Here is a 19755-nt window from a genome sequence, read left to right as displayed (position 1 = left end):
ACGTTGCCACTTCATGGCGCACACAGGACGCGTTTCCGTCGCTTTCCTCATGCGACGCGTCCGGCCAGCGATGTGCGGCACCCAGATTGGAAACGTTGCCAAATCCAATGAAAAAAAATTTGGAAACGTTGCCAAATCAGCGTTCATTGTCCGCTGAGGCTGAATCGAATGTCAATACCTGTGTGTGATCGTATTGCAACAGCGTGCGGGCAGGTCGTATCCAGAAAAACCCGGGTGGATGTTTGTACAACTACCCATTACAGGCGTTCCCATTTCACAGCGCCAAACAGCATCTCACATCGCAAAATCGTACGTGCGGAGCGCACGTGCAATCGATTCCGTTTCGCAAAATACTATCCCGCATCCTGAAAATCGAACAGCAACTCATTGATTCATAGATATGATTTTTATGTTTTATGTCTTATATAAGACTGCAATCAAAGAATTCCGGTCCCTTATCATCGTCGGGCAAGCACTACCACACCATTTCATTTGCAACGACATTGGAGTCAACATGAAGATAGGGATACCGGCCGAATCACGTCCGGGCGAGACACGGGTCGCCGCCACACCCGAAACCGTCAAGAAGCTGGCGGCACGGCATCAGGTCGTCGTGCAGGCCGGCGCCGGCCGGCACGCGGCTATCGATGACGCGGCGTTCGCCGCCGCGGGCGCCGTCATCGGCAGCGCCGGCGACGCCTTCGGTGCGGACGTCGTCCTCAAGGTGCGCGCACCGGGCAGCGACGAGCGCGCGCTGATGAAGCGCGACGCCGTCCTGATCGGCATGCTCGATCCGTTCGACACCGCCAACCTGGCCGCCATGGCCGAAGCGGGCCTGTGGGCATTCGCGCTGGAAGCCGTACCGCGCATCACGCGGGCGCAGTCGATGGACGTGCTGTCGTCGCAGGCGAACATCGCGGGCTACAAGGCCGTGCTGATGGCGGCCAATACCTACGGACGGTTCATGCCGATGCTGATGACTGCCGCCGGCACCGTCAAGGCCGCGCGCGTATTGATCATGGGCGTCGGCGTGGCCGGCCTGCAGGCCATCGCCACCGCCAAGCGCCTCGGTGCCGTCATCGAAGCGTCGGATGTGCGCCCCCCGGTGAAGGAACAGGTGGAGTCCCTCGGCGCGAAGTTCATCGACGTGCCTTGCCTCACCGACGAGGAACGCGAGATCGCGGCCGGCACCGGCGGCTACGCGCGCGCGATGCCGGCGGAGTGGATGCGGCGCCAGGCGGAACTGGTGCACGAGCGTGCGAAGCTGGCCGACATCGTCATCACCACCGCGCTGATCCCGGGCCGCCGGGCGCCGGTGCTGATCGGCGAGGAGACGGTCAAGGCCATGAAGCCCGGCTCGGTGATCGTCGACCTGGCGGTGGCGCAGGGCGGCAATTGCCCGCTGTCCGAGATCAACAAGACGGTCGTGCGGCACGGCGTGCACATCATCGGACAGCCCGACCTGGCCTGCCTGGTACCGGCCGACGCGTCGAGCCTGTATGCCCGCAACGTGCTGGACTTCCTCAAGCTGATCGTCGACAAGGACGGCAACCTCGCGATCGACCGCGAGGACGAGATCATCCGCGCCACGCTCGTGTGCGCGGGTGCGGAAGTCTTGCGCAAGAGCGCCTGATCCAACAATAACGGAGTCCCCCATGGAAGTCAGTCATACCATCATCAACCTCATCATCTTCGTGCTGGCGGTCTACGTCGGCTACCACGTCGTCTGGACCGTCACGCCGGCGCTGCACACGCCGCTGATGGCCGTCACGAATGCCGTCTCCGCCATCATCATCGTCGGCGCCATGCTGGCCGCCGCGCTCACCACCGGCATCGTCGCCCAGGTCGCAGGCACCGTCGCGGTGGCCCTGGCCGCCGTCAACGTGTTCGGCGGTTTCCTCGTCACCCAGCGCATGCTGGAGATGTTCAAGAAGAAGGACGTCAAAGCGAAAGCCGGAGGCCGCGCATGAACGCCATCTCCATGAACATGGTCACGCTGCTGTACCTCGTCGCGTCCATCTGCTTCATCCAGGCGCTGAAGGGCCTGTCCTCGCCCGCCAGCGCGCGCATGGGCAACGCGTTCGGCATGGCCGGCATGGCCATCGCGGCGCTGACCACGGTCGCCCTCATCGTCAAGCTGCAGGCAATGATGGCGACCGGGTCGTTCGGCTTCGGCCTCGTCCTGCTGGGCACCGTGGCCGGCGGCGGCATCGGCGCGGTCGCGGCACGCAAGGTCGAGATGACCAAGATGCCGGAACTGGTGGCCGCCATGCACTCGCTGATCGGCCTCGCGGCCGTGTGCATCGCCGTCGCCGCCGTATCCGAGCCGTGGGCGTTCCGCATCGCCGAGCAGGGCCAGCCGCTCCCCTTCGGCAACCGGATCGAACTGTTCATCGGCACGTTCGTCGGCGCGGTGACGTTTTCCGGCTCCGTGATCGCGTTCGGCAAACTGTCCGGCAAATACAAGTTCCGGCTGTTCCAGGGCACGCCCGTGCGCTTCCCCGGCCAGCACATGGTGAACCTCGGCATCGCCGTCGCCATCGTGGCGCTGGGCCTCGTGTTCTGCTTCGATGCGGGCACGGCACCGGCCTGGACGCCCTTCATCGCGATGACCGCGCTGTCGTTCCTGCTCGGCGTACTGATCATCATCCCGATCGGCGGCGCCGACATGCCCGTCGTCGTGTCGATGCTGAACTCGTACTCCGGCTGGGCGGCGGCGGGCATCGGCTTCTCGCTCAACAACGCCATGCTGATCATCGCCGGTTCGCTGGTGGGTTCGTCCGGCGCGATCCTCTCGTACATCATGTGCAAGGCGATGAACCGGTCGTTCTTCAACGTGATCCTGGGCGGCTTCGGCGGCGACGCCGGCACGGTGGCGGCGGGCGAACAGGCGCAGCGGCCGGTGAAATCCGGCTCGGCCGACGACGCGACCTTCATCATGAGTAATGCGGAATCCGTCATCATCGTGCCGGGCTACGGCCTCGCCGTGGCGCGCGCGCAGCACTCGCTGAAGGAACTCGTCGAGAAGTTGACCCACAAGGGCGTGGCCGTGCGCTATGCGATCCACCCGGTCGCGGGCCGCATGCCGGGTCACATGAACGTGCTGCTGGCGGAGGCCGAGGTGCCGTACGACCAGGTGTTCGAGATGGAAGACATCAACGCGGAATTCGGCCAGACCGACGTCGTGCTGGTGCTTGGCGCGAACGACGTCGTCAACCCGGCGGCGAAGGATCCCGAGTCCCCGATCGCCGGCATGCCGATCCTCGAGGCCTATAAAGCCAAGAGCATCATCGTCAACAAGCGCTCGATGGCGTCGGGCTATGCCGGGTTGGACAACGACCTGTTCTACCAGGCGAACACGATGATGGTCTTCGGCGATGCCAAGAAGGTCATCGAGGACATGGTGAAGGCGGTCGACTGAGGGACGTAACGACCGTTGCTGCGCGGCCGGCGTCGATGCGCCGGCCGCCAGCCGCGTTGTCCATGCCGGACCAATGACGAATTCACATACCTGCCTTTAAAAAAGACATGGCACGGGCATCGCACGCCATCGCAAAAGCCCGCTAGACTTCGCCGGGTCCGCAATTTCACGTGAAAAGGCTCCCATGCTTCGCCTGCCCGCCTTCCTTGCCGGCGCCCTGCTCGCCCCCACGCTCGCGCTGGCGCAAGGCGCGGCGCCCCTGAATACCTGGCTGTTCACTTCATTCCGCGGCAACGGCGACGGCCTGCACCTGGCCGCCAGCGACGACGGCGTGGCATGGAAGGACACGGGCAAGGTCTACCTGACGTCGACCGTAGGCAGCGGCCTGATGCGCGACCAGCACATCATGCGCGGCCCCGACGGCATATTCCGCATGGTGTGGACCACGGGCTGGAACGACAAGGGCATCGGCTATGCCGCCTCGAACGACCTGGTCCACTGGACGGCGCCGCGCTACCTGCCCTTCTTCGAGAAGGTGGCGGGCGTGCGCAATGCTTGGGCGCCGGAAACCTTCTATGACGAGGACGGCAAGCAGTTCATCATCACGTGGTCGTCCAGCATCGACGGGCGTTTCAGGAAGACCGCTTCGCGCGAGCGAATGAACAACCGCACCTATGTCGTGACCACGCGCGACTTCGAAACGTTCAGCGAACCGAAGCTGTTCCTCGATCCGGGCTTCGACCACATCGACACCACGATCGCCAGGGTCGGCGGGCGCTACGTCGCCGTGTTCAAGGAAGGCGACAGGCAAAAGGCCAAACGCTGGGGACCGCTCCACTGGGCCGTGGCCGACAAGCCGCTGGGACCGTACAAGCTCAGCCCCAGGCCGCTGATCACCGAGCGGGCCGAGGGTCCGACGCTGATGGTCGATGGCGACACCACCCGCCTGTACGTCGACTTCTATGCGGATGGCCGCTACGGCGCGTATGAAACCCGCGACTGGGTCACCTGGACCGACGTCTCGGGCAAGGTCGCGGTCGCGCCGGGCCAGCGCCACGGCACCGTGTTGCCGGTGCCAGCCTGGTTGTCGAAGGACGTGGCCGCCGCCCAGCCCTCCACGACGGCCGCGCCCGCGAACGCCATCGCCGCCGCACCGCCGCCCGTGCTGGAAGGTTTCACGGCCGATCCATCCATCCGCGTATTCGGCGACACCTATTACATCTACCCCACCTCGGACAAGCCGTTCTGGCAGACCACCGACTTTTCGGCCTGGTCGTCGAAGAACCTGGTCGAATGGAAGAAGGAGCGCATGGTCCTGGACGTGGCGCACGACCTGAAGTGGGCGAAGGTCGAAGCCTGGGCGCCGGACGCCATCGAGCGCAACGGTACCTGGTACTTCTATTTCTGCGCGCAGGGGAACATCGGCGTGGCCACGGCCAGGTCGCCGCTGGGGCCGTTCGTCGACGCGCTCGGCAAGCCCCTGATCCCCAAGGGGTCCGGCGTCGGGTCCAACACGATCGACCCGTATCCGTTCATCGACGACGATGGCCAGGCCTACCTCTACTACGGCAACGGCAAACTGGGCAACGTCTACAAGCTCAAGCCAGACATGGTGACGCTCGACGGTCCCGTCCACACGATCGAATTGCGCGACCACCGTGAAGCGCCGGTCGTATTCAAGCGCAACGGCAAATACTATTTCATGTGGTCGATCGACGATGCACGCAGCCCGAACTACCGGGTGGGCTGGGGCGTGGCGGATTCCCCGCTGGGTCCCGTCAGGTCGCCGGACAAGGATTTCATCGTGCTGCAGAAGAAAGGGCCGGCGGTGGGCACGGCGCACCATAGCGTCGTGAACGTGCCGGGCACCGACCGGTGGTATGCCGCGTATCACCGCCACGCGCTGCCCGTGGGCAGCGGCTACCAGCGTGAAACCCTGCTGGTGAAGATGGAATTCGACGCGGACGGCGCGATCCGGCCGATGGACCCGCTCACGGCACCGTTCAAGCCTGGCGATGTGGGCGAGCCGATCGTGAGCGGCAAGGGGCGGCACCGGCCGTAAGCAGGTACGCCGCGTAGGCCAGGCCTACCGGCGTTTGGCCCGCGCCGCATGCAGCTTGCGGTAGCTGTCCATCAGGCGATGATGCCGGTCGAGCCCTTCCAGCTTCATGCTCGTCGGCGTGAGGCCATGGAAGCGGACGCTGCCGTCGACCGAACCCAGCACCGCGTCCATGCGCGGATTGCCGTACATCCGGCGGAAATTGGTGACGTAGTCGTCCAGTTCCAGCTCGTCGTCCAGCACCACCTCCAGCACCACGTTCATCGCCTGGTAGAACAGGCGGCGCTCGACGGTGTTGTCGTTGTATTGCAGGAAGGCGCCCACCAGTTCATGCGCTTCCTCGAACTGCTGCAAGGCGAGATTGATCAGCAACCGCAACTCGAGGACCGTCAGCTGGCCCCACTCCGTGTTCTCGTCGAACTCGATGCCGATCAGGGTGGCGATATCGGAATACTCGTCCAGCTCATTGTTCTCCAGACGATCCAGCAGCGCCGCCAGCGCGTCGTCGTCCAGGCGGTGCAGGTTCAGGATGTCTTCGCGGAACAGCAGCGCCTTGTTGGTGTTGTCCCAGACGAGATCCTCGACCGGATAGACTTCCGAGTAACCGGGCACCAGGATCCGGCACGCCGTGGCGCCCAGCTCGTCGTACACCGCCATGTACACTTCCTTGCCCATGTCTTCCAGGATCCCGAGCAGGGTCGCCGCTTCCTCCGCATTGGCATCCTCGCCCTGCGCGGTGAAATCCCATTCGACAAAATCGTGGTCCGCTTTGGCGCTGAAAAAGCGCCACGACACCACGCCGCTGGAATCGATGAAGTGCTCGACAAAATTGTACGGCTCGGTCACGGCTTCGCTGGCGAAGGTCGGCTGCGGCAGATCGTTCAAGCCTTCGAAACTGCGGCCCTGCAGCAGTTCCGTCAGGCTACGTTCCAGCGCCACCTCGAAACTCGGATGCGCGCCGAACGATGCGAAGACCCCGCCCGTCCGCGGGTTCATCAGGGTCACGCACATGACGGGATAGGCGCCGCCCAGCGACGCATCCTTGACCAGCACCGGAAAGCCCTGCGCTTCCAGTTCCTGGATGCCCGCCACGATGCCCGGGTATTTCGCCAGGACGTCCTGCGGCACATCCGGCAGCGCGATCTCGCCTTCCAGGATCTCGCGTTTCACGGCACGCTCGAAAATCTCGGACAGGCATTGCACCTGGGCTTCCGCCAGCGTATTACCGGCGCTCATGCCATTGCTGGCGTAGAGATTCTCGATCAGGTTGGACGGGAAATAGACTGTCTCGCCATCCGATTGCCGCACGTAAGGCAGCGAGACGATTCCACGCGCGACATTGCCCGAATTGGTGTCGTACAAGTGCGAGCCGCGCAACTCGCCTTCCGGATCGTAGATGTCGCGGCAGTACGCATCGAGGATCTCGTCCGGCAGCGCATCGTCGGGACCGGGCTGGAACCAGCGCTCGTCCGGATAATGGACGAAGGCCGCGTTGGCGATCTCCTCGCCCCAGTAGCTGCCGGCATAGAAATGGTTGTTGCTGATGCGTTCGATATATTCGCCCAGCGCGGATGCCAACGCACTTTCCTTGGTCGCGCCCTTGCCGTTGGTGAAACACATCGGCGAGTGCGCATCGCGGATATGCAGCGACCACACGTTCGGCACGATGTTGCGCCACGACGCGATTTCGATCTTGATGCCGAGGGCTGCCAGCAGCCCCGACATATTGGCGATGGTTTGTTCCAGCGGCAGATCCTTGCCGGGAATATAGGTTGCGGCGTCGGCGGCGGGCTGCAATGTCAGCAATGCCTGCGCATCCGCATCCAGGTTCTCGACCTCTTCGATCACGAACTCCGGCCCGGCCTGCACGACTTTCTTCACTGTGCACCGGTCGATCGAGCGCAGGATGCCCTGACGGTCCTTTTCCGAGATGTCCGGCGGCAGCTCGACCTGGATCTTGAAGATCTGCTGGTAACGGTTTTCCGGGTCGACGATATTATTCTGCGACAGGCGAATATTCTCGGTCGGGATATTGCGGGTGTTGCAGTACAACTTCACGAAGTACGCCGCGCACAAGGCCGACGAGGCCAGAAAATAATCGAACGGGCCTGGCGCCGAGCCATCGCCTTTATAGCGGATAGGCTGATCGGCGATGACCGTGAAGTCATCGAACTTGGCTTCCAGACGCAGCTTGTCGAGAAAGTTGACCTTGATTTCCATCGGAGAATTCCAAACTTTATAAAAACACAAAGCCCTGTCATGACAGGGCTTTGCAGTCAAACAACTACGGGGGATTATTCCTACATAACGTCAGACTACCACAGTCTGCACGCCGAAAGCACGCCCGCCCCCGATCAGGGGCACCCGCAAGGGTCGGGCGGCACGCCTCCAGGCAGCCCCAACGTCTCGGCATTGACAATGGTCGTCGACTGGGGCAAATCAAAAGAGAGTGGGATCATCGATACCAATGCCTGATAGGGAGCCCGCGTACACGTCTGGCTTCCATCCGGCTTGCACACACGAACGCGTACGAGGCGGATGCAGTTACCGGCATATGGATCCTTCAGACAGTTCGCATAATTGACGGCTGGGCTGCTCGGTAGCGTCCCGGACGGGATCGGCGTCATCGTCAGCGTCGATCCGGACTTCTGGATGGACATGTAGTCGATCTTGACGTAATCGTCCGTGACCGGCTCCGCGAACAGGAGGAGTCCCGGCGAATCCCTGAACACCGCTTGCTGGCGTACTGCCTGCATTGCTGAAGTGCTGCTGAAATCCGCGGTGGCTGCCAGTGCGGCCGCGCGACGTGTTACCTCCTGCAGGGTATTGCAGATGTACATCGCGCGCGCAATTTCGATGATGCCGAAAACAAAAAGGAAGAAAACGATGGCGACAATCGCGAATTCGACCGCAGCGACACCCTGCTCCCTGGTTCGTCTCGCCAGGGCCCGGACCGGTAGTTTAGTTGCCCGCATAGTTCATGGTCGAATCTGCGGTCAAGTTGATGCCTTGGCCGTTGGTGAATTCATCGGTGATGCCCCTGAATATCTTGTCGCTGATGCGAATCCGTACCTGGACGCGCACGGTCTGCGGAACGGACCAGCCACACTGAGTCAGATCGCATTGGACAACGATCGTCCGCGCATCGAGCATCGGCCGGATTTCGTCGGTCTCCGCCAGGGCAATCTGTCTCGCGAGCGTCGAGACGGGTGCATCGCTGTCGCCGGTCCCCAACGTCGCCATCTCGAGACGGGACGCAGTGGACAGAAAGCGGGCCGCGTCATGGGCCGCCTTCTGGGCCACGCTGTAATACCAGAACACCTGCGCAAAAAACAGAGGCACTGCCAGGAACAGGGTCAGGATCGTTAGGGAAAATGCCATCTCGATGGTGACGCTGCCTTGCTCTGTGCGCCGCCGGGGGCTGACGAATATCGTTCTCATGGGAAGAGCTTTACTTGAGTGCGCAAAGTTTGTTCATCGGCCAGGCCGGCAAATTCCGCATACAGGTGGTCACTGTCTGCAGGCACCGTCATGAAGAAGCGCCCGATGGCGCTTACGGTCGCCGAATTTCCGGAAACCGGGCAGGAAAGCAGTGGAACGTTCAGCACCCTGCGGCCCCCTACCCCCGGATGGGTTGGCGACGTGATGTATCCGGTCTTGAAGTACGGGGGCGAAGAAGGGTATGACGACGCGGTCGGGCGCCCCGGGTTGTACAACGTATTCCAATTCGTGGTACTGAAGGTCGTGTAACCACCCGATGGCGGGGAGGCCGCGTAGTTGACAGCCTTCGCATACGACCAGAGGACACCGAACTGGCCTGCGGTCGTTCCACTTGGCGTCGGATCCGGGCCCGCCACTGTCCAGCGTTTGCCATCGACTGTCGATAGTGCCGCGGCCTGCCCGCTTGGCGCCGCAGCCATCCAGGTGATCGTATTTGCCGTGTAAGCCTTGACGTTCGTATCCGGCGGTGCGGAATCGGGCGTACACGGGGCAGTGACCGCCGTGCTGTACGAGTCGAATCGCGAATTCAGGTGCAGGTACAGGTCGGACAGCGGGAACGGTGTCGAGACGCTGAGCGCCCCTCCCGTGACCCGCGCAATGCCCAGGGTCCCGGTACACACGAAAGGCGCAACCGTGGCGATGTCGCTCGTGGCGGCGCCTCCCGCGCCCGGGCCCGAGAGCGGATTGATCAGGTACGTCAGCCCGGCGCTCGTACCTTGGGAGTTCAGCTGCATGAGATCGTAGGCGACGCCACGCCGGAAGCCATATTCTTCGAGCTCGCCACTTCGGTTCCGGCTGGCCTCGGGGCGCATGGTGCATATCCCCAGCGGCGTGACCCCGATCCCGACGCGGCCCGCGACAGCGCGCGCACTGACATTCACCGTTGCCAACGAGGTCGACACGACCCGCATCAACATGGTGTCCACTGCGCCGTAGGTCGTATCGAGGTTCCCCGTATCGACTTTCACGTAGAGAAGGCCGTTGGGACTGGCTTTTGCCACCGCGCTGGCATACGGAACCCACGGCCCGTTCGGCGAAGTACCGAACTCGATCGCGGTATCGGTCCAAGCCATGGTTTGCTTCCCATATTGATAGGTCAATTGGCTTGGCGGGGATGCGGTGAACCGGGCAGATGCCTTTTGTCCGGCCCTGGTGATGCCGGCCGCCGTGCCATCGAGCTCGTAGGCGGCGGCCACGGCGGCAGTATCCGCTACCGTCTGCAGTTCCATCCTGCGGTTGTAGACTTGGGAAAGCTCCAGCGCCAGGCCGCAAAACGCACACATCATGATCAGCGCTCCGGCCAGCATGATCGCGATGGCGCCGCTCTCACGTCCCATCCGTTCGAAACCTCGTCGACCCGCACGACATTTGCGTCGGCTGAACGTGCTTGTCGCCATGCCGTCCTCCGTGAATACTGGTCTGGCCTTGATGCGCCTGTCAAAACGATTCTAGTTAAGGTTTATCCTGGTTAATTGATCTTCGATAGTTTTTGCAAAGACAAGGCGAGCGTCATAGTTGTGCTGCATCGACCGCGGTTGCGGCCGGATGTGAATCAGGCCTTCGCCATGTCGGATCCATTGGTACGAAGCAGCTAGCTGTCAGTCCCTGGTTGCCTTTGCGCATGACCTGCAACACAGTGGGTCCGACAACGACTCGGCCGCGGCCGACGCTTCCTCGACGAGCGCGGCATCCTGCTGCGTCATCCCTTCCACCTTCGCAATGCATTGACACAAGAAAGGAAATCGGCCAGACTCCGCAGGATGTTAGCGCTATTTGTTTGATGGTATGGGATGTTACAGACCTGCCAGATTGCGATACGCCGGCCAGACGCCCTGGCAGGATATCGACCGCGCTACCATCAGGGCGTGGCAGATGCAAAAACAAACCGAGGAGACCTTCATGAACACTAGTGCCGTCGAGAGCACTCATACCATCCAGGAGGCGGAAAATACCCGCCTCATCATTCTGATCAGCTGTGTTGCCACGATCGGCGGCTTCCTGTTCGGCTTTGACAGCGGCGTCATCAACGGCACCGTCGACGGCCTGAAGCAGGCCTTCCATTCGACCGATGCCGAGCTCGGATTCGAAGTCGCTTCGATGCTGCTGGGCTGCGCGCTCGGCGCCTTCACCGCCGGCCGGCTGGGCGACCTCTGGGGACGCCGTACCGTGCTGCTCATCTCGTCCGTGATGTTCCTGCTGTCGGCGCTGGGCGCGGGCTTTGCAACGAGCTCGCTCGTCTTCGTCGCTGCCCGCGTGCTTGGCGGCTTTGCGGTCGGCGCGGCCAGCGTGATGTCGCCGGCCTACATCGCCGAGGTCGCCTCGGCCCGCTACCGGGGCCGGCTGGCGACAGTCCAGCAGATCGCCATCATCAGCGGCCTGTTCTGTGCCTTCCTGAGCAACTACGTCCTGGCGCGGGCGGCCGGCGGATCGACCGGCGTGCTGTGGCTGGGACAAGAGGCATGGCGCTGGATGTTCTGGATGATGGCCATTCCCTCCGTCGCGTTCCTGCTGCTGCTGCTGACGATCCCGGAAAGCCCGCGCTTCCTCGTCGCCAAGAAGCGCAAGGACGAGGCGCTGGCCGTGCTGGAACGCCTGTACGGCGCGGCCGTAGCCCGCACGAAGTTCAACGCGATCGACGTGTCGCTGGCGGAAGACCACCACCGTCCGCAGCTGTCGGACCTGGTCAACAAGGCGACCGGCAAGCTGCGCCCAATCGTGTGGGTCGGCATCGGCCTGGCGACGTTCCAGCAGCTGGTCGGCATCAACGTGGTGTTCTATTACGGCGCGGTGCTGTGGCAGGCCGTGGGCTTTTCCGAAAGCGATGCCTTGCTGATCAACGTCCTGTCGGGCGGCCTGAGCATCGGCGCCTGCATCGTCACCGTGTTCCTGATCGACCGCATCGGCCGCAAGCCCCTGCTGTGGATCGGCTCGGCCGGCATGGCGGTAACGCTCGGCATCGTGACGTTCGCCTTTGCCAGCGCCTCGCTCGACGCGAACGGCAAACTGGCCCTGACCGGCACGATGGGCGTGGTGGCCCTGGCCGCAGCGAATATTTATGTGATCTTCTTCAACATTTCTTGGGGTCCGGTGATGTGGGTCATGCTGGGCGAGATGTTCCCGAACCAGATCCGCGGTTCCGGCTTGGCGGTTGCCGGCGCGGCCCAGTGGACGTCCAACTTCCTGATCACGGTGACCTTCCCGATGCTGCTCGCCAGCATCGGCCTGGCGGGCGCCTACGGCCTGTACACCGTGGCTGCCGTGATCTCGGTCTACTTCGTGCTGCGCTACGTGCATGAAACGCGCGGCAAGGAACTGGAGCAGATGGAAGGCTGATCGCGCGCACCAGCCGCCAACAACAAGGCCGTTGATGATCGAGTCATCAACGGCCTTTTGTTTTTTTACCGGGATCGTGTCCGGCTACTTGAACCGGTCGAAGAAGGCCTTGGACTCCTGCGCCGAAAAATTGGGGTACCAGTGGCCGCCGGTCTCGGTGCCGCACCACGTTACGGGCTTGCCGCTGTCGCAGCCCTGGTATTCCACGCAGCCGTTACTGCCCACGGGCACGGTGGTGGCACTGCAGCTATTGCGCTTGAGGAAAACATCGCGCGCCTCCATCCCCGCCGAGTAAGGCACCGTGTTATCGTCCTTCGCGTGGACGAACATGGCCGCCACCTTGTAGGAAGAACCGGCACAGCCGCTCCAGAGCGAACCGGCCATGGGCACGATCGCGCGCACCACGTCGCCCATCTGGCATCCGATGGCGTTGGACATCATGCCGCCAAAGCTGAAGCCGGTCGCGAAAACACGCTGCGTGTCGGTGCATACGCCCTGCTGCACCTCGCCGATCATGGCGCGCAGGAAGCGAATGTCGCGGTCGCCGGTGTTGGCCCAACCCTTGTCCAGGCCCTGCGGGGCCACAAAGATGGCATTGTCGCCGTACAGATTCTTCAGCCCGAAAAAGCCACTCCAACCGTAGACATCGGCGGCGCTGCCGTCGCGCCAGTGCAGCCCGATGATCACCGGATAGGCTTTATTGCGGTCATAGGTGGCCGGCATCTCGATCCAGTAGCTGCGCTGGGTACCGTCGCTGGTGAGCGAATGCATGCCGGTGGTCAGCCTGGAACCGCTGCCACAGCCCGCGGTGCTCGCAGCCGGTACAGTGGCGGGAGGTGGGGGTGGTGACGCCAACACGGGTGTGGGTGTTGACGTGGCAGTGGCGCCTGTCCCCCCTCCGCAAGCGACGAGCGTGGTGAAAAGTAACGCGGCATATGCATTTCTCATCTCTCCTCCTTGTTTCATCAAGTTCTCTTCTTAACGAGTGAAACAAAAGTGTAGGGATTCACTTCATGTCCGTGTTTTACATTTTTCGCGAAGCGCGGACATGTTTTCGAGTGATGAACGAAAGCGAAGGATGTAGCCCGGCCGCACGCCGTCTATTGCCAGCCTCCGCCGAGCACTTTATACAGTGCAATCCGGTTGGACGCGCTGGCCAGGCGGATGCCGATCAGGTTCTGGCGCGCGTTGTACAACTCGCGCTGCGACACCAGGGTATTCAGATAGGACTCGACGCCTTTCCGGTAACGCGCGTCGTGGATGCGGTAACTTTTTTCCGCCGCATCCACCAGCGAAGCCTGCGCGGCCAGTCGCTCGTCCAGCGTACCGCGCTCGGCCAATGCATCGGCCACTTCACGGAATGCGGACTGGAGCGCCTTGTCATACTGCGCCAATGCGATATCGCGGTTTGCGCCGGCGATATCCAGGTTTGCCTGGTTGGCCCCGCCCGTGAAAATCGGCAGGTTCAGTTGCGGCGCGAACGTCCACGCGCCGCTGCCTGCCTTGAACAGGCCGGACAGGCCGGGGCTCGCACCGCCGGCGAATGCGGTCAGCGACATACTCGGAAAAAACGCCGCGCGGGCCACACCGATATCGGCATTCGCGGCCCGCAGGGCACGTTCGGCCGCGGCCACGTCCGGACGGCGGCGCAATACGTCCGACGGCACGCCCGTCGGTAAGTCCGCAAGACGGCTTACCGCCTGCAATGGCTCGTGCGGCAGCAACCCTGCGGGCACCGGAGTGCCAACCAGCAGGGTCAAGGCATTCTCGCCAGCCGCGACACGTGTGCGACATGCCGCCGCATCATGGCGGGCCGCGTCGACGCTGGTACGGGCTTCGACCATGTCGAGCCCCGATGTGGCGCCGGCCTCGAACCGGCGCCGCGCCAGTTCGAACGTGGCTTGCTGGTTGCCCAGCGTCTCCATGGCCAGCTGCAGTCGCTCGCGCTCCGCCGCCAGCGTCAGCCATGCGTCGACCACTTCGGCCACCAGGCTGATCTGGTGGGCGCGGCGTGCTTCTTCCGTGCCGAGATATTGCTGCAGCGCGGCCTCCGACATGTTCCTGACACGGCCGAACACATCCAGTTCGAACGCCGGGATGCTCACGCCTCCGCTGTACTGGCGCGCGACATGGCCTGCGCCGGTGTCGGACTGCCTTGCCGGCACACGCTGCGCAATCTGGCCGACGCCGGCATCCAGGTGCGGCAAGCGCCCGGCGTCGACGACGCCATATCGGGCACGGGCCTTCTCGATATTCAGGATCGAGACGCGCAGGTCCCGATTATGGTCGAGTGCCAGTTGCACCACCTGGCGCAGCGGTTCGCTGGCAATGAATTCACGCCATGCGATATCCGATGCCGCGCGTGCTTCGATGCTCGGCCGCAACGTTTTATCGGCGCCGTCGTTCGGCCACTCCCGTGCCACCGGCGGGGCGGTGGGCGGCAGGACCGGCGCCAGGCTGCAGCCCGACACCATGGCGGCGATGGCGAGCGTCACGATGGATTTGTTCATTTTGCTGCTTCCTCAATCAATACGGGTTCGGGCAGCGCCGGCGCCCTGGCGGCGAACCAGCCGCGTACCAGCACGAAAAACACGGGCACGAAAAATATCCCCAGAAAGGTCGCGGTCAGCATGCCGCCCAGGACACCGAAGCCGATGGCAACCTGCGCGCCCGAGCCTGCGCCGGTGGCCATGGCCAATGGCAGCACGCCCAGGCCGAATGCAATCGACGTCATCAGGATGGGACGCAAACGCATCTTCACCGCGATCAGAGTTGCCTCGCGCAGACCCTTGCCGGCCTCCTGCAACTCCTTGGCGAATTCCACGATCAGGATCGCGTTTTTCGCGGACAGTCCGACGACCGTGAGCAACCCGACCTTGAAGTAGACGTCGTTCGCCAGGCCCGCCCCCCAGGTTGCCAGCACGGCGCCGATGATGCCCAGGGGGACCACCAGCATGACCGAGAACGGTACCGACCAGCTTTCATACAGCGCGGCCAGGCAGAGGAACACGACCAGGAACGACAGCGAGTACAGCAACGCCGTCTGGTCGCCGGAATCGCGTTCTTCCAGGGACATGCCGGTCCACGCGTAACCGACGCCTTTCGGCAATCTGGCGACCATGCGCTCCATCTCCAGCATGGCATCGCCGGAACTCACACCCGGCGCGGCCATCCCCTGGATATTCAGCGATGACGTGCCGTTGTACCGCTCGAGACGTGGCGACGCCGTTTCCCACGCGCCGGTGGCGAAGGCGGCGAACGGCACCATCTCGCCGTCCTGGTTGCGCACCGACCACTTTTGCAGGTCTTCCGGCAGCATGCGCGACTCGGCCGTACCCTGCATGAGCACCTTTTTCACGCGGCCGCGGTCCATGAAGTCGTTGACATAGGCCGAGCCCCAGCCGACCGACAACACCTGGTTGATCTCCCGCAGGTCGAGACCCAGCGCCGCCGCTTTCTGGCGGTCGACGGTAATCCTGTATTGCGGCGTATCTTCCTGGCCGTTCGCGCGCACGCCGACCAGCTTCGGATTCTTGCCTGCCATGGCCAGCAACTCGTCGCGCGCCACCATCATGGCCGCATGGCCAAGATTGGCGCGGTCGAGCAGTTGCAGGTCGAAGCCGCCGGCATTACCGAGCTCCATCACCGCCGGCGGCGCGAACGTGTACACCAGCGCATCGCGCGAATTCATCAATGCTTCGAGGGCGCGCCAGCCGATATAGCCGGAATGGTTTTCCAGGCCATGGCGCTCTTTCCAGTCCTTGAGCTTGACGAAGGCCATGCCATTGTTCTGGCCATTGCCGGCGAACGAGAAACCCGCGACCGAGAAGACGGATTCGACATTCTGCTTTTCCCTGGTGAAGAAATAGTTCTCCACCTCCTCGATGGTCTTCACGGTCCGTTCCTGCGTCGCGCCCCCCGGTAACTGGATGGCGGTGAACAGCACACCCTGGTCCTCTTCGGGCAGGAATGCGCTCGGCACATGCGCAAACGCGAAGCCCAGTGCACCCAGCAGCGCCGCATACACCGCCATCGTCCTGCCGGTACGTGCGACCAGCTTCGCGACGACGCCCTGGTAGCGCTCGTTGCCGCGGTCGAACGTGCGGTTGAACCAGCCGAAGAAGCCCTTGTCCGCCACGTGCGTGCCCGGCTTCAGGACCGTTGCGCACAGCGCGGGCGTGAATACCATCGCCACCAGCACGGACAACACCATCGCCGCCACGATCGTCACCGAGAACTGGCGATAGATCACGCCGGTGGATCCGCTCATGAAGGCCATCGGCACGAACACCGCCGAGATCACCATGCCGATTCCCACCAGCGCACCGGAGATCTGCCCCATCGACTTCATCGTCGCCTCCCTGGGCGCCAGGCCTTCCTCGGTCATCACGCGCTCGACGTTTTCCACAACGACGATGGCATCGTCCACCAGCAGGCCGATGGCCAGCACCAGTCCGAACATGGTCAGGCTGTTGATCGAATAACCCAGCGCGGCAAGCACCCCGAACGTACCCAGCAGGACGACCGGCACCGCCATCGTGGGGATCAGCGTGGCCCGGAAGTTTTGCAGGAACAGGTACATCACCAGGAAGACGAGGACGATCGCCTCGACGAGGGTCTTCACCACCTCATGAATCGACGCTTTCACGAACGGCGACGTATCGAAGGCAACCTGCGACTTCACCCCTTTCGGGAAGAAGGGTTCCATGCCGGCCAGGCTGGCTTTCACCGCGTCCGCCGTGGCGAGCGCATTGGCGCCGGTCGCGAGCTTGATGGCGATACCGGCCGCCGGCTTGCCGTTGAAGCGTACGACGCTGGCATAGTTTTCGCCGCCCAGTTCGATACGCGCCACGTCGCGCAGGTAGACGGCGGCACCATCGGCCCGGTTCCTGAGCATGATGCCGCCGAACTGCCCGGGGGTCTGCATGCGGCTCTGGGCCGTCACTGCCGCGTTCAGCTGCTGGCCGCGCACGGCCGGCGCACCGCCCAGTTCACCGACGGACACTTCCGCATTCTGGCGGCGCACGGCCGCGATGACGTCGGCCGGCGTCAGGCGGTAACCTTCTAGCCTGGCCGGATCCAGCCAGATGCGCATCGCGTATTGCGTGCCAAAGTGCTGGACTTCGCCGACGCCCTCGATGCGCGACAGCGGCTCCACCACGCTGGAGGCGATATAGTCGTCCAGGTCGGCATTGTTCATGCTGCCATCCTGGGACACGAAACCGAGCACCATCAGGAAGCTGTTGGTGGCCTTGGACACGGCCAGGCCCTGCTGCGTCACTTCCGCGGGCAGCAGCGGCGTGGCGAGCGCCAGCTTGTTCTGTACCTGCACCTGCGCGATATCGGGATCGGTGCCGCTCGTGAAATACAACGTGATGCCGATGCCGCCCGTCGCATCGGAGCTCGAACTCATGTTGCGCAAGCCGTCGATGCCCTTCATCTTCTGCTCGATCACCTGGGTGACCGCATCCTCCACGGTCCTGGCGGACGCGCCCGGATACATGCCCGTGATCTGGATCGTCGGCGGCGCGATCTGCGGGTACTGCGCGACCGGCAGCACCTGGATCGCCAGCACGCCCGCCAGCATGATGACGATCGCGATGACCCAGGCGAAGACCGGCCGTTGAACGAAAAATTTTGCCATTCGAAACTCCTTACCGCGCGGCGGTGGCCGGCGCGCCCGGCTGCACCTTCTGCAGGCCTTCGACGATCACCCGGTCGCCCGCCGCCAGGCCGGACGCCACGAGCCAGCGGTCGCCCGCCGTGCCGGACGTCACCAGGACCTTTTGCTCGACGATGCCTTTCCGGTTCAGCACCAGGGCGGTCGCTTCGCCCTTCTGGTTGCGCGTGATGCCCTGCTGCGGCACGGCGATCGCCTTCTCGTCGACACCGCTGTCGATCACGGCGCGCACGAACATCCCCGGCATCAATTCATGCTTCGGATTCGGGACGATGGCCCGCAGGACGACGTTGCCGGTGCCCGGGTCCACGCTCGACCCGGCGAACTGCAGCCTGCCTTCGTGGGGATACATGGAACCGTCGGCCAGCTTCACCAGCACGCGCGCCTGGCCATCGGCCTGCCTTACGCTGCCGGATTCGACCAGCCGCTTCAGGCGCAGCATCTCCTCGGCGGACTGGGTCACGTCGACATAGATCGGGTCCAGCTGCTGCACGGTCGCAAGCGGCGTTTCCTGTCCCGCCATCACGAGTGCGCCGGGCGTCACGGTCGAGCGGCCGATGCGGCCGGAAATCGGTGCCTCGACCCGCGTGTAGTCGAGATTGATGCGGGCGGTTTCCAGCGCGGCCCTGGCCGTCGCCACGTCGGCCCGCGCCTGCGCTTCGGCCGCGACGGCGTCGTCGTAGTCCTGGCGGCTCACGCCGTCGACGTCCAGCAGTTCCCGGTAGCGCCTGGCCCTGGGTGCCGCCGAGGCCAGGTTCGCTTCGGCACGCGACACGGCTGCCTGCGCCGACGTCAGGGATGCCCGATACGTGCCCGATTCGATCTGGTACAGCTGGGTGCCCGCCTTGACGTCGGCGCCCTCGACGAACAGGCGCTTCTGCACCAGGCCGCCGACCTGCGGACGCACCTCGGCCACCAGGTAGGCGGAAGTACGACCCGGCAGTTCGACCGTCACGGGCCGCGGCTGGACCTCGACGACATGCACGCCGACTTCAGGTGGCGCGGCCCTGGCCGGCGCCGCCTGCTGGGACTCGCACCCGGCGGTCAACGCCGCCGCACATGCGAGGAAAACGATATGTGCTCTCATGACTCTCCACCTGTCTTTAAATAACGCAAGTACTCACTCATTTATCAGTCCAAAAAATTTAGTCGAAAAACATGCGACGGATCGCCAGGAAGCCGCTGTCCTTGTATTCGGTGATTCTCCCGGGTTCGCGCATGGCAAAGTCGATGGTCGTATTGGCCACCGCGATGAACAGCGCATCGGCATAGCGCGAAGGATGCCCGGCCGTGACGTCGCTCGCCTGGACGAGTTCCAGCATGTGCACGTCCGGGAACATCGCCATCTCCGCCGCCCGCGTCTCCGCCGTCAGGATGTCGGTCACCGACAACTGCGTCACCGCCCTGTTCCAGACCGGATGCGCCAGGGCCCAGTCGATGTGCGCATCCCAGATGCGCCGCGCCCGCTCTATCAGGGACAGCGATGGATCGAACGACGTGTCCACCGATGACCAGCCCTGCTCGCTGATGTACAGGTACATCTCGTTGAGCAGTGCTTCCTTGGTGGGAAAATAGCGAAACAGGGTCCCTTCCGCCACGCCCGCCATCGTGGCGACGAGCGCGGTCGGCGCACCGACGCCACGCTCGGCAACCGCCTGGGCGGCGGCTTCCAGCAGGTGCAGCCTTTTCTCTTCGCTCTTCGGACGGGCCATGGTCGGTGAAATATAACGGAGTACTCACTCATTATAGACACTCCACCGA

General features: G+C 63.5%; 14 protein-coding genes. 5 read left to right on the top strand and 9 right to left on the bottom strand.

Features of this window, described 5'->3' with window-relative positions; genetic code table 11:
- Positions 1-514 precede the first annotated feature (514 nt).
- The 4 genes from P0M04_RS22295 (at position 515) to P0M04_RS22280 (ending at position 5483) form a co-directional block, all read left to right on the top strand.
- Positions 515-1633 (top strand): Re/Si-specific NAD(P)(+) transhydrogenase subunit alpha, encoded by a 1119-nt coding sequence (locus P0M04_RS22295; RefSeq protein ID WP_259449589.1) that lies wholly within the window; start codon positions 515-517, stop codon positions 1631-1633.
- Between the two features lie 22 nt (positions 1634-1655).
- Complete coding sequence (locus tag P0M04_RS22290) at positions 1656-1970, top strand: NAD(P) transhydrogenase subunit alpha part 2 (protein WP_259449590.1); 315 nt, start codon at positions 1656-1658, stop codon at positions 1968-1970.
- Positions 1967-3421: an NAD(P)(+) transhydrogenase (Re/Si-specific) subunit beta gene (locus P0M04_RS22285; protein WP_259449591.1), complete on the top strand. Its 1455-nt coding sequence runs from the start codon at positions 1967-1969 to the stop codon at positions 3419-3421. The genes P0M04_RS22290 and P0M04_RS22285 overlap by 4 nt, the downstream gene beginning before the upstream one ends.
- A 184-nt stretch (positions 3422-3605) precedes the next feature.
- Complete coding sequence (locus P0M04_RS22280) at positions 3606-5483, top strand: glycoside hydrolase family 43 protein (protein WP_259449592.1); 1878 nt, start codon at positions 3606-3608, stop codon at positions 5481-5483.
- Positions 5484-5507: 24 nt separating this feature from the next.
- Here the strand turns inward: P0M04_RS22280 and P0M04_RS22275 are convergent, their stop codons facing one another.
- The 4 genes from P0M04_RS22275 to P0M04_RS22260 all read right to left on the bottom strand — a co-directional run bounded on the left by P0M04_RS22275 (position 5508) and on the right by P0M04_RS22260 (position 10378).
- Positions 5508-7700, bottom strand: coding sequence for an OsmC domain/YcaO domain-containing protein (locus P0M04_RS22275; RefSeq protein ID WP_259449593.1), 2193 nt, complete (start codon positions 7698-7700; stop codon positions 5508-5510).
- 134 nt (positions 7701-7834) lie between these two features.
- Positions 7835-8455 carry a TadE/TadG family type IV pilus assembly protein gene (locus tag P0M04_RS22270; RefSeq protein WP_259449594.1) on the bottom strand — a complete coding sequence of 207 codons (621 nt, stop codon included), beginning with the start codon at positions 8453-8455 and terminating at the stop codon, positions 7835-7837.
- Entirely contained in the window at positions 8442-8921 is a 480-nt protein-coding gene (locus P0M04_RS22265) for a TadE family protein (RefSeq protein ID WP_259449595.1), read from the bottom strand. Before P0M04_RS22265 ends, P0M04_RS22270 begins: the two co-directional genes overlap by 14 nt.
- On the bottom strand, positions 8918-10378 hold the full coding sequence (locus P0M04_RS22260) for a pilus assembly protein TadG-related protein (protein ID WP_259449596.1): 1461 nt from the start codon (positions 10376-10378) through the stop codon (positions 8918-8920). Before P0M04_RS22260 ends, P0M04_RS22265 begins: the two co-directional genes overlap by 4 nt.
- A 502-nt stretch (positions 10379-10880) precedes the next feature.
- On the opposite strand from P0M04_RS22260, the gene P0M04_RS22255 reads away from it, so the two are divergent.
- On the top strand, positions 10881-12314 hold the full coding sequence (locus P0M04_RS22255) for a sugar porter family MFS transporter (RefSeq protein WP_281042068.1): 1434 nt from the start codon (positions 10881-10883) through the stop codon (positions 12312-12314).
- 84 nt (positions 12315-12398) lie between these two features.
- Here P0M04_RS22255 and P0M04_RS22250 read toward each other — a convergent pair whose 3' ends face one another.
- The 5 genes from P0M04_RS22250 to P0M04_RS22230 form a co-directional block, all read right to left on the bottom strand.
- Positions 12399-13085 carry a CE1 family esterase gene (locus P0M04_RS22250; protein WP_259449598.1) on the bottom strand — a complete coding sequence of 229 codons (687 nt, stop codon included), beginning with the start codon at positions 13083-13085 and terminating at the stop codon, positions 12399-12401.
- Positions 13086-13414: 329 nt separating this feature from the next.
- On the bottom strand, positions 13415-14824 hold the full coding sequence (locus P0M04_RS22245; RefSeq protein ID WP_259449599.1) for an efflux transporter outer membrane subunit: 1410 nt from the start codon (positions 14822-14824) through the stop codon (positions 13415-13417).
- Entirely contained in the window at positions 14821-17958 is a 3138-nt protein-coding gene (locus P0M04_RS22240) for an efflux RND transporter permease subunit (RefSeq protein WP_259449600.1), read from the bottom strand. The genes P0M04_RS22245 and P0M04_RS22240 overlap by 4 nt, the downstream gene beginning before the upstream one ends.
- A 10-nt stretch (positions 17959-17968) precedes the next feature.
- Positions 17969-19081, bottom strand: a complete 1113-nt coding sequence (locus tag P0M04_RS22235; protein ID WP_259449601.1) for an efflux RND transporter periplasmic adaptor subunit — start codon at positions 19079-19081, stop codon at positions 17969-17971.
- A gap of 58 nt (positions 19082-19139) precedes the next feature.
- Positions 19140-19706: a TetR/AcrR family transcriptional regulator gene (locus tag P0M04_RS22230; protein WP_259449602.1), complete on the bottom strand. Its 567-nt coding sequence runs from the start codon at positions 19704-19706 to the stop codon at positions 19140-19142.
- Between the last annotated feature and the right edge of the window lie 49 nt (positions 19707-19755).

The sequence above is a fragment of the Telluria mixta genome (assembly GCF_029223865.1).
Classification (GTDB): Bacteria; Pseudomonadota; Gammaproteobacteria; order Burkholderiales; family Burkholderiaceae_D; genus Telluria; species Telluria mixta.
The sequence above is the reverse complement of the archived record's forward strand: the minus strand, read 5'-3'. Positions and strand labels throughout refer to the sequence as shown.

Excerpts from the sequence above, each read along its gene's own strand:
- P0M04_RS22235 (WP_259449601.1), bottom strand. The coding sequence starts at position 19,081 with ATGAGAGCACATATCGTTTTCCTCGCATGTGCGGCGGCGTTGACCGCC.
- P0M04_RS22240 (WP_259449600.1), bottom strand. The coding sequence starts at position 17,958 with ATGGCAAAATTTTTCGTTCAACGGCCGGTCTTCGCCTGGGTCATCGCG.
- P0M04_RS22295 (WP_259449589.1), top strand. The coding sequence starts at position 515 with ATGAAGATAGGGATACCGGCCGAATCACGTCCGGGCGAGACACGGGTC.
- P0M04_RS22260 (WP_259449596.1), bottom strand. The coding sequence starts at position 10,378 with ATGGCGACAAGCACGTTCAGCCGACGCAAATGTCGTGCGGGTCGACGA.
- P0M04_RS22290 (WP_259449590.1), top strand. The coding sequence starts at position 1,656 with ATGGAAGTCAGTCATACCATCATCAACCTCATCATCTTCGTGCTGGCG.
- P0M04_RS22285 (WP_259449591.1), top strand. The coding sequence starts at position 1,967 with ATGAACGCCATCTCCATGAACATGGTCACGCTGCTGTACCTCGTCGCG.
- P0M04_RS22275 (WP_259449593.1), bottom strand. The coding sequence starts at position 7,700 with ATGGAAATCAAGGTCAACTTTCTCGACAAGCTGCGTCTGGAAGCCAAG.
- P0M04_RS22265 (WP_259449595.1), bottom strand. The coding sequence starts at position 8,921 with ATGAGAACGATATTCGTCAGCCCCCGGCGGCGCACAGAGCAAGGCAGC.
- P0M04_RS22250 (WP_259449598.1), bottom strand. The coding sequence starts at position 13,085 with ATGCATTCGCTCACCAGCGACGGTACCCAGCGCAGCTACTGGATCGAG.
- P0M04_RS22280 (WP_259449592.1), top strand. The coding sequence starts at position 3,606 with ATGCTTCGCCTGCCCGCCTTCCTTGCCGGCGCCCTGCTCGCCCCCACG.
- P0M04_RS22245 (WP_259449599.1), bottom strand. The coding sequence starts at position 14,824 with ATGAACAAATCCATCGTGACGCTCGCCATCGCCGCCATGGTGTCGGGC.
- P0M04_RS22255 (WP_281042068.1), top strand. The coding sequence starts at position 10,881 with ATGAACACTAGTGCCGTCGAGAGCACTCATACCATCCAGGAGGCGGAA.
- P0M04_RS22230 (WP_259449602.1), bottom strand. The coding sequence starts at position 19,706 with ATGGCCCGTCCGAAGAGCGAAGAGAAAAGGCTGCACCTGCTGGAAGCC.
- P0M04_RS22270 (WP_259449594.1), bottom strand. The coding sequence starts at position 8,455 with ATGCGGGCAACTAAACTACCGGTCCGGGCCCTGGCGAGACGAACCAGG.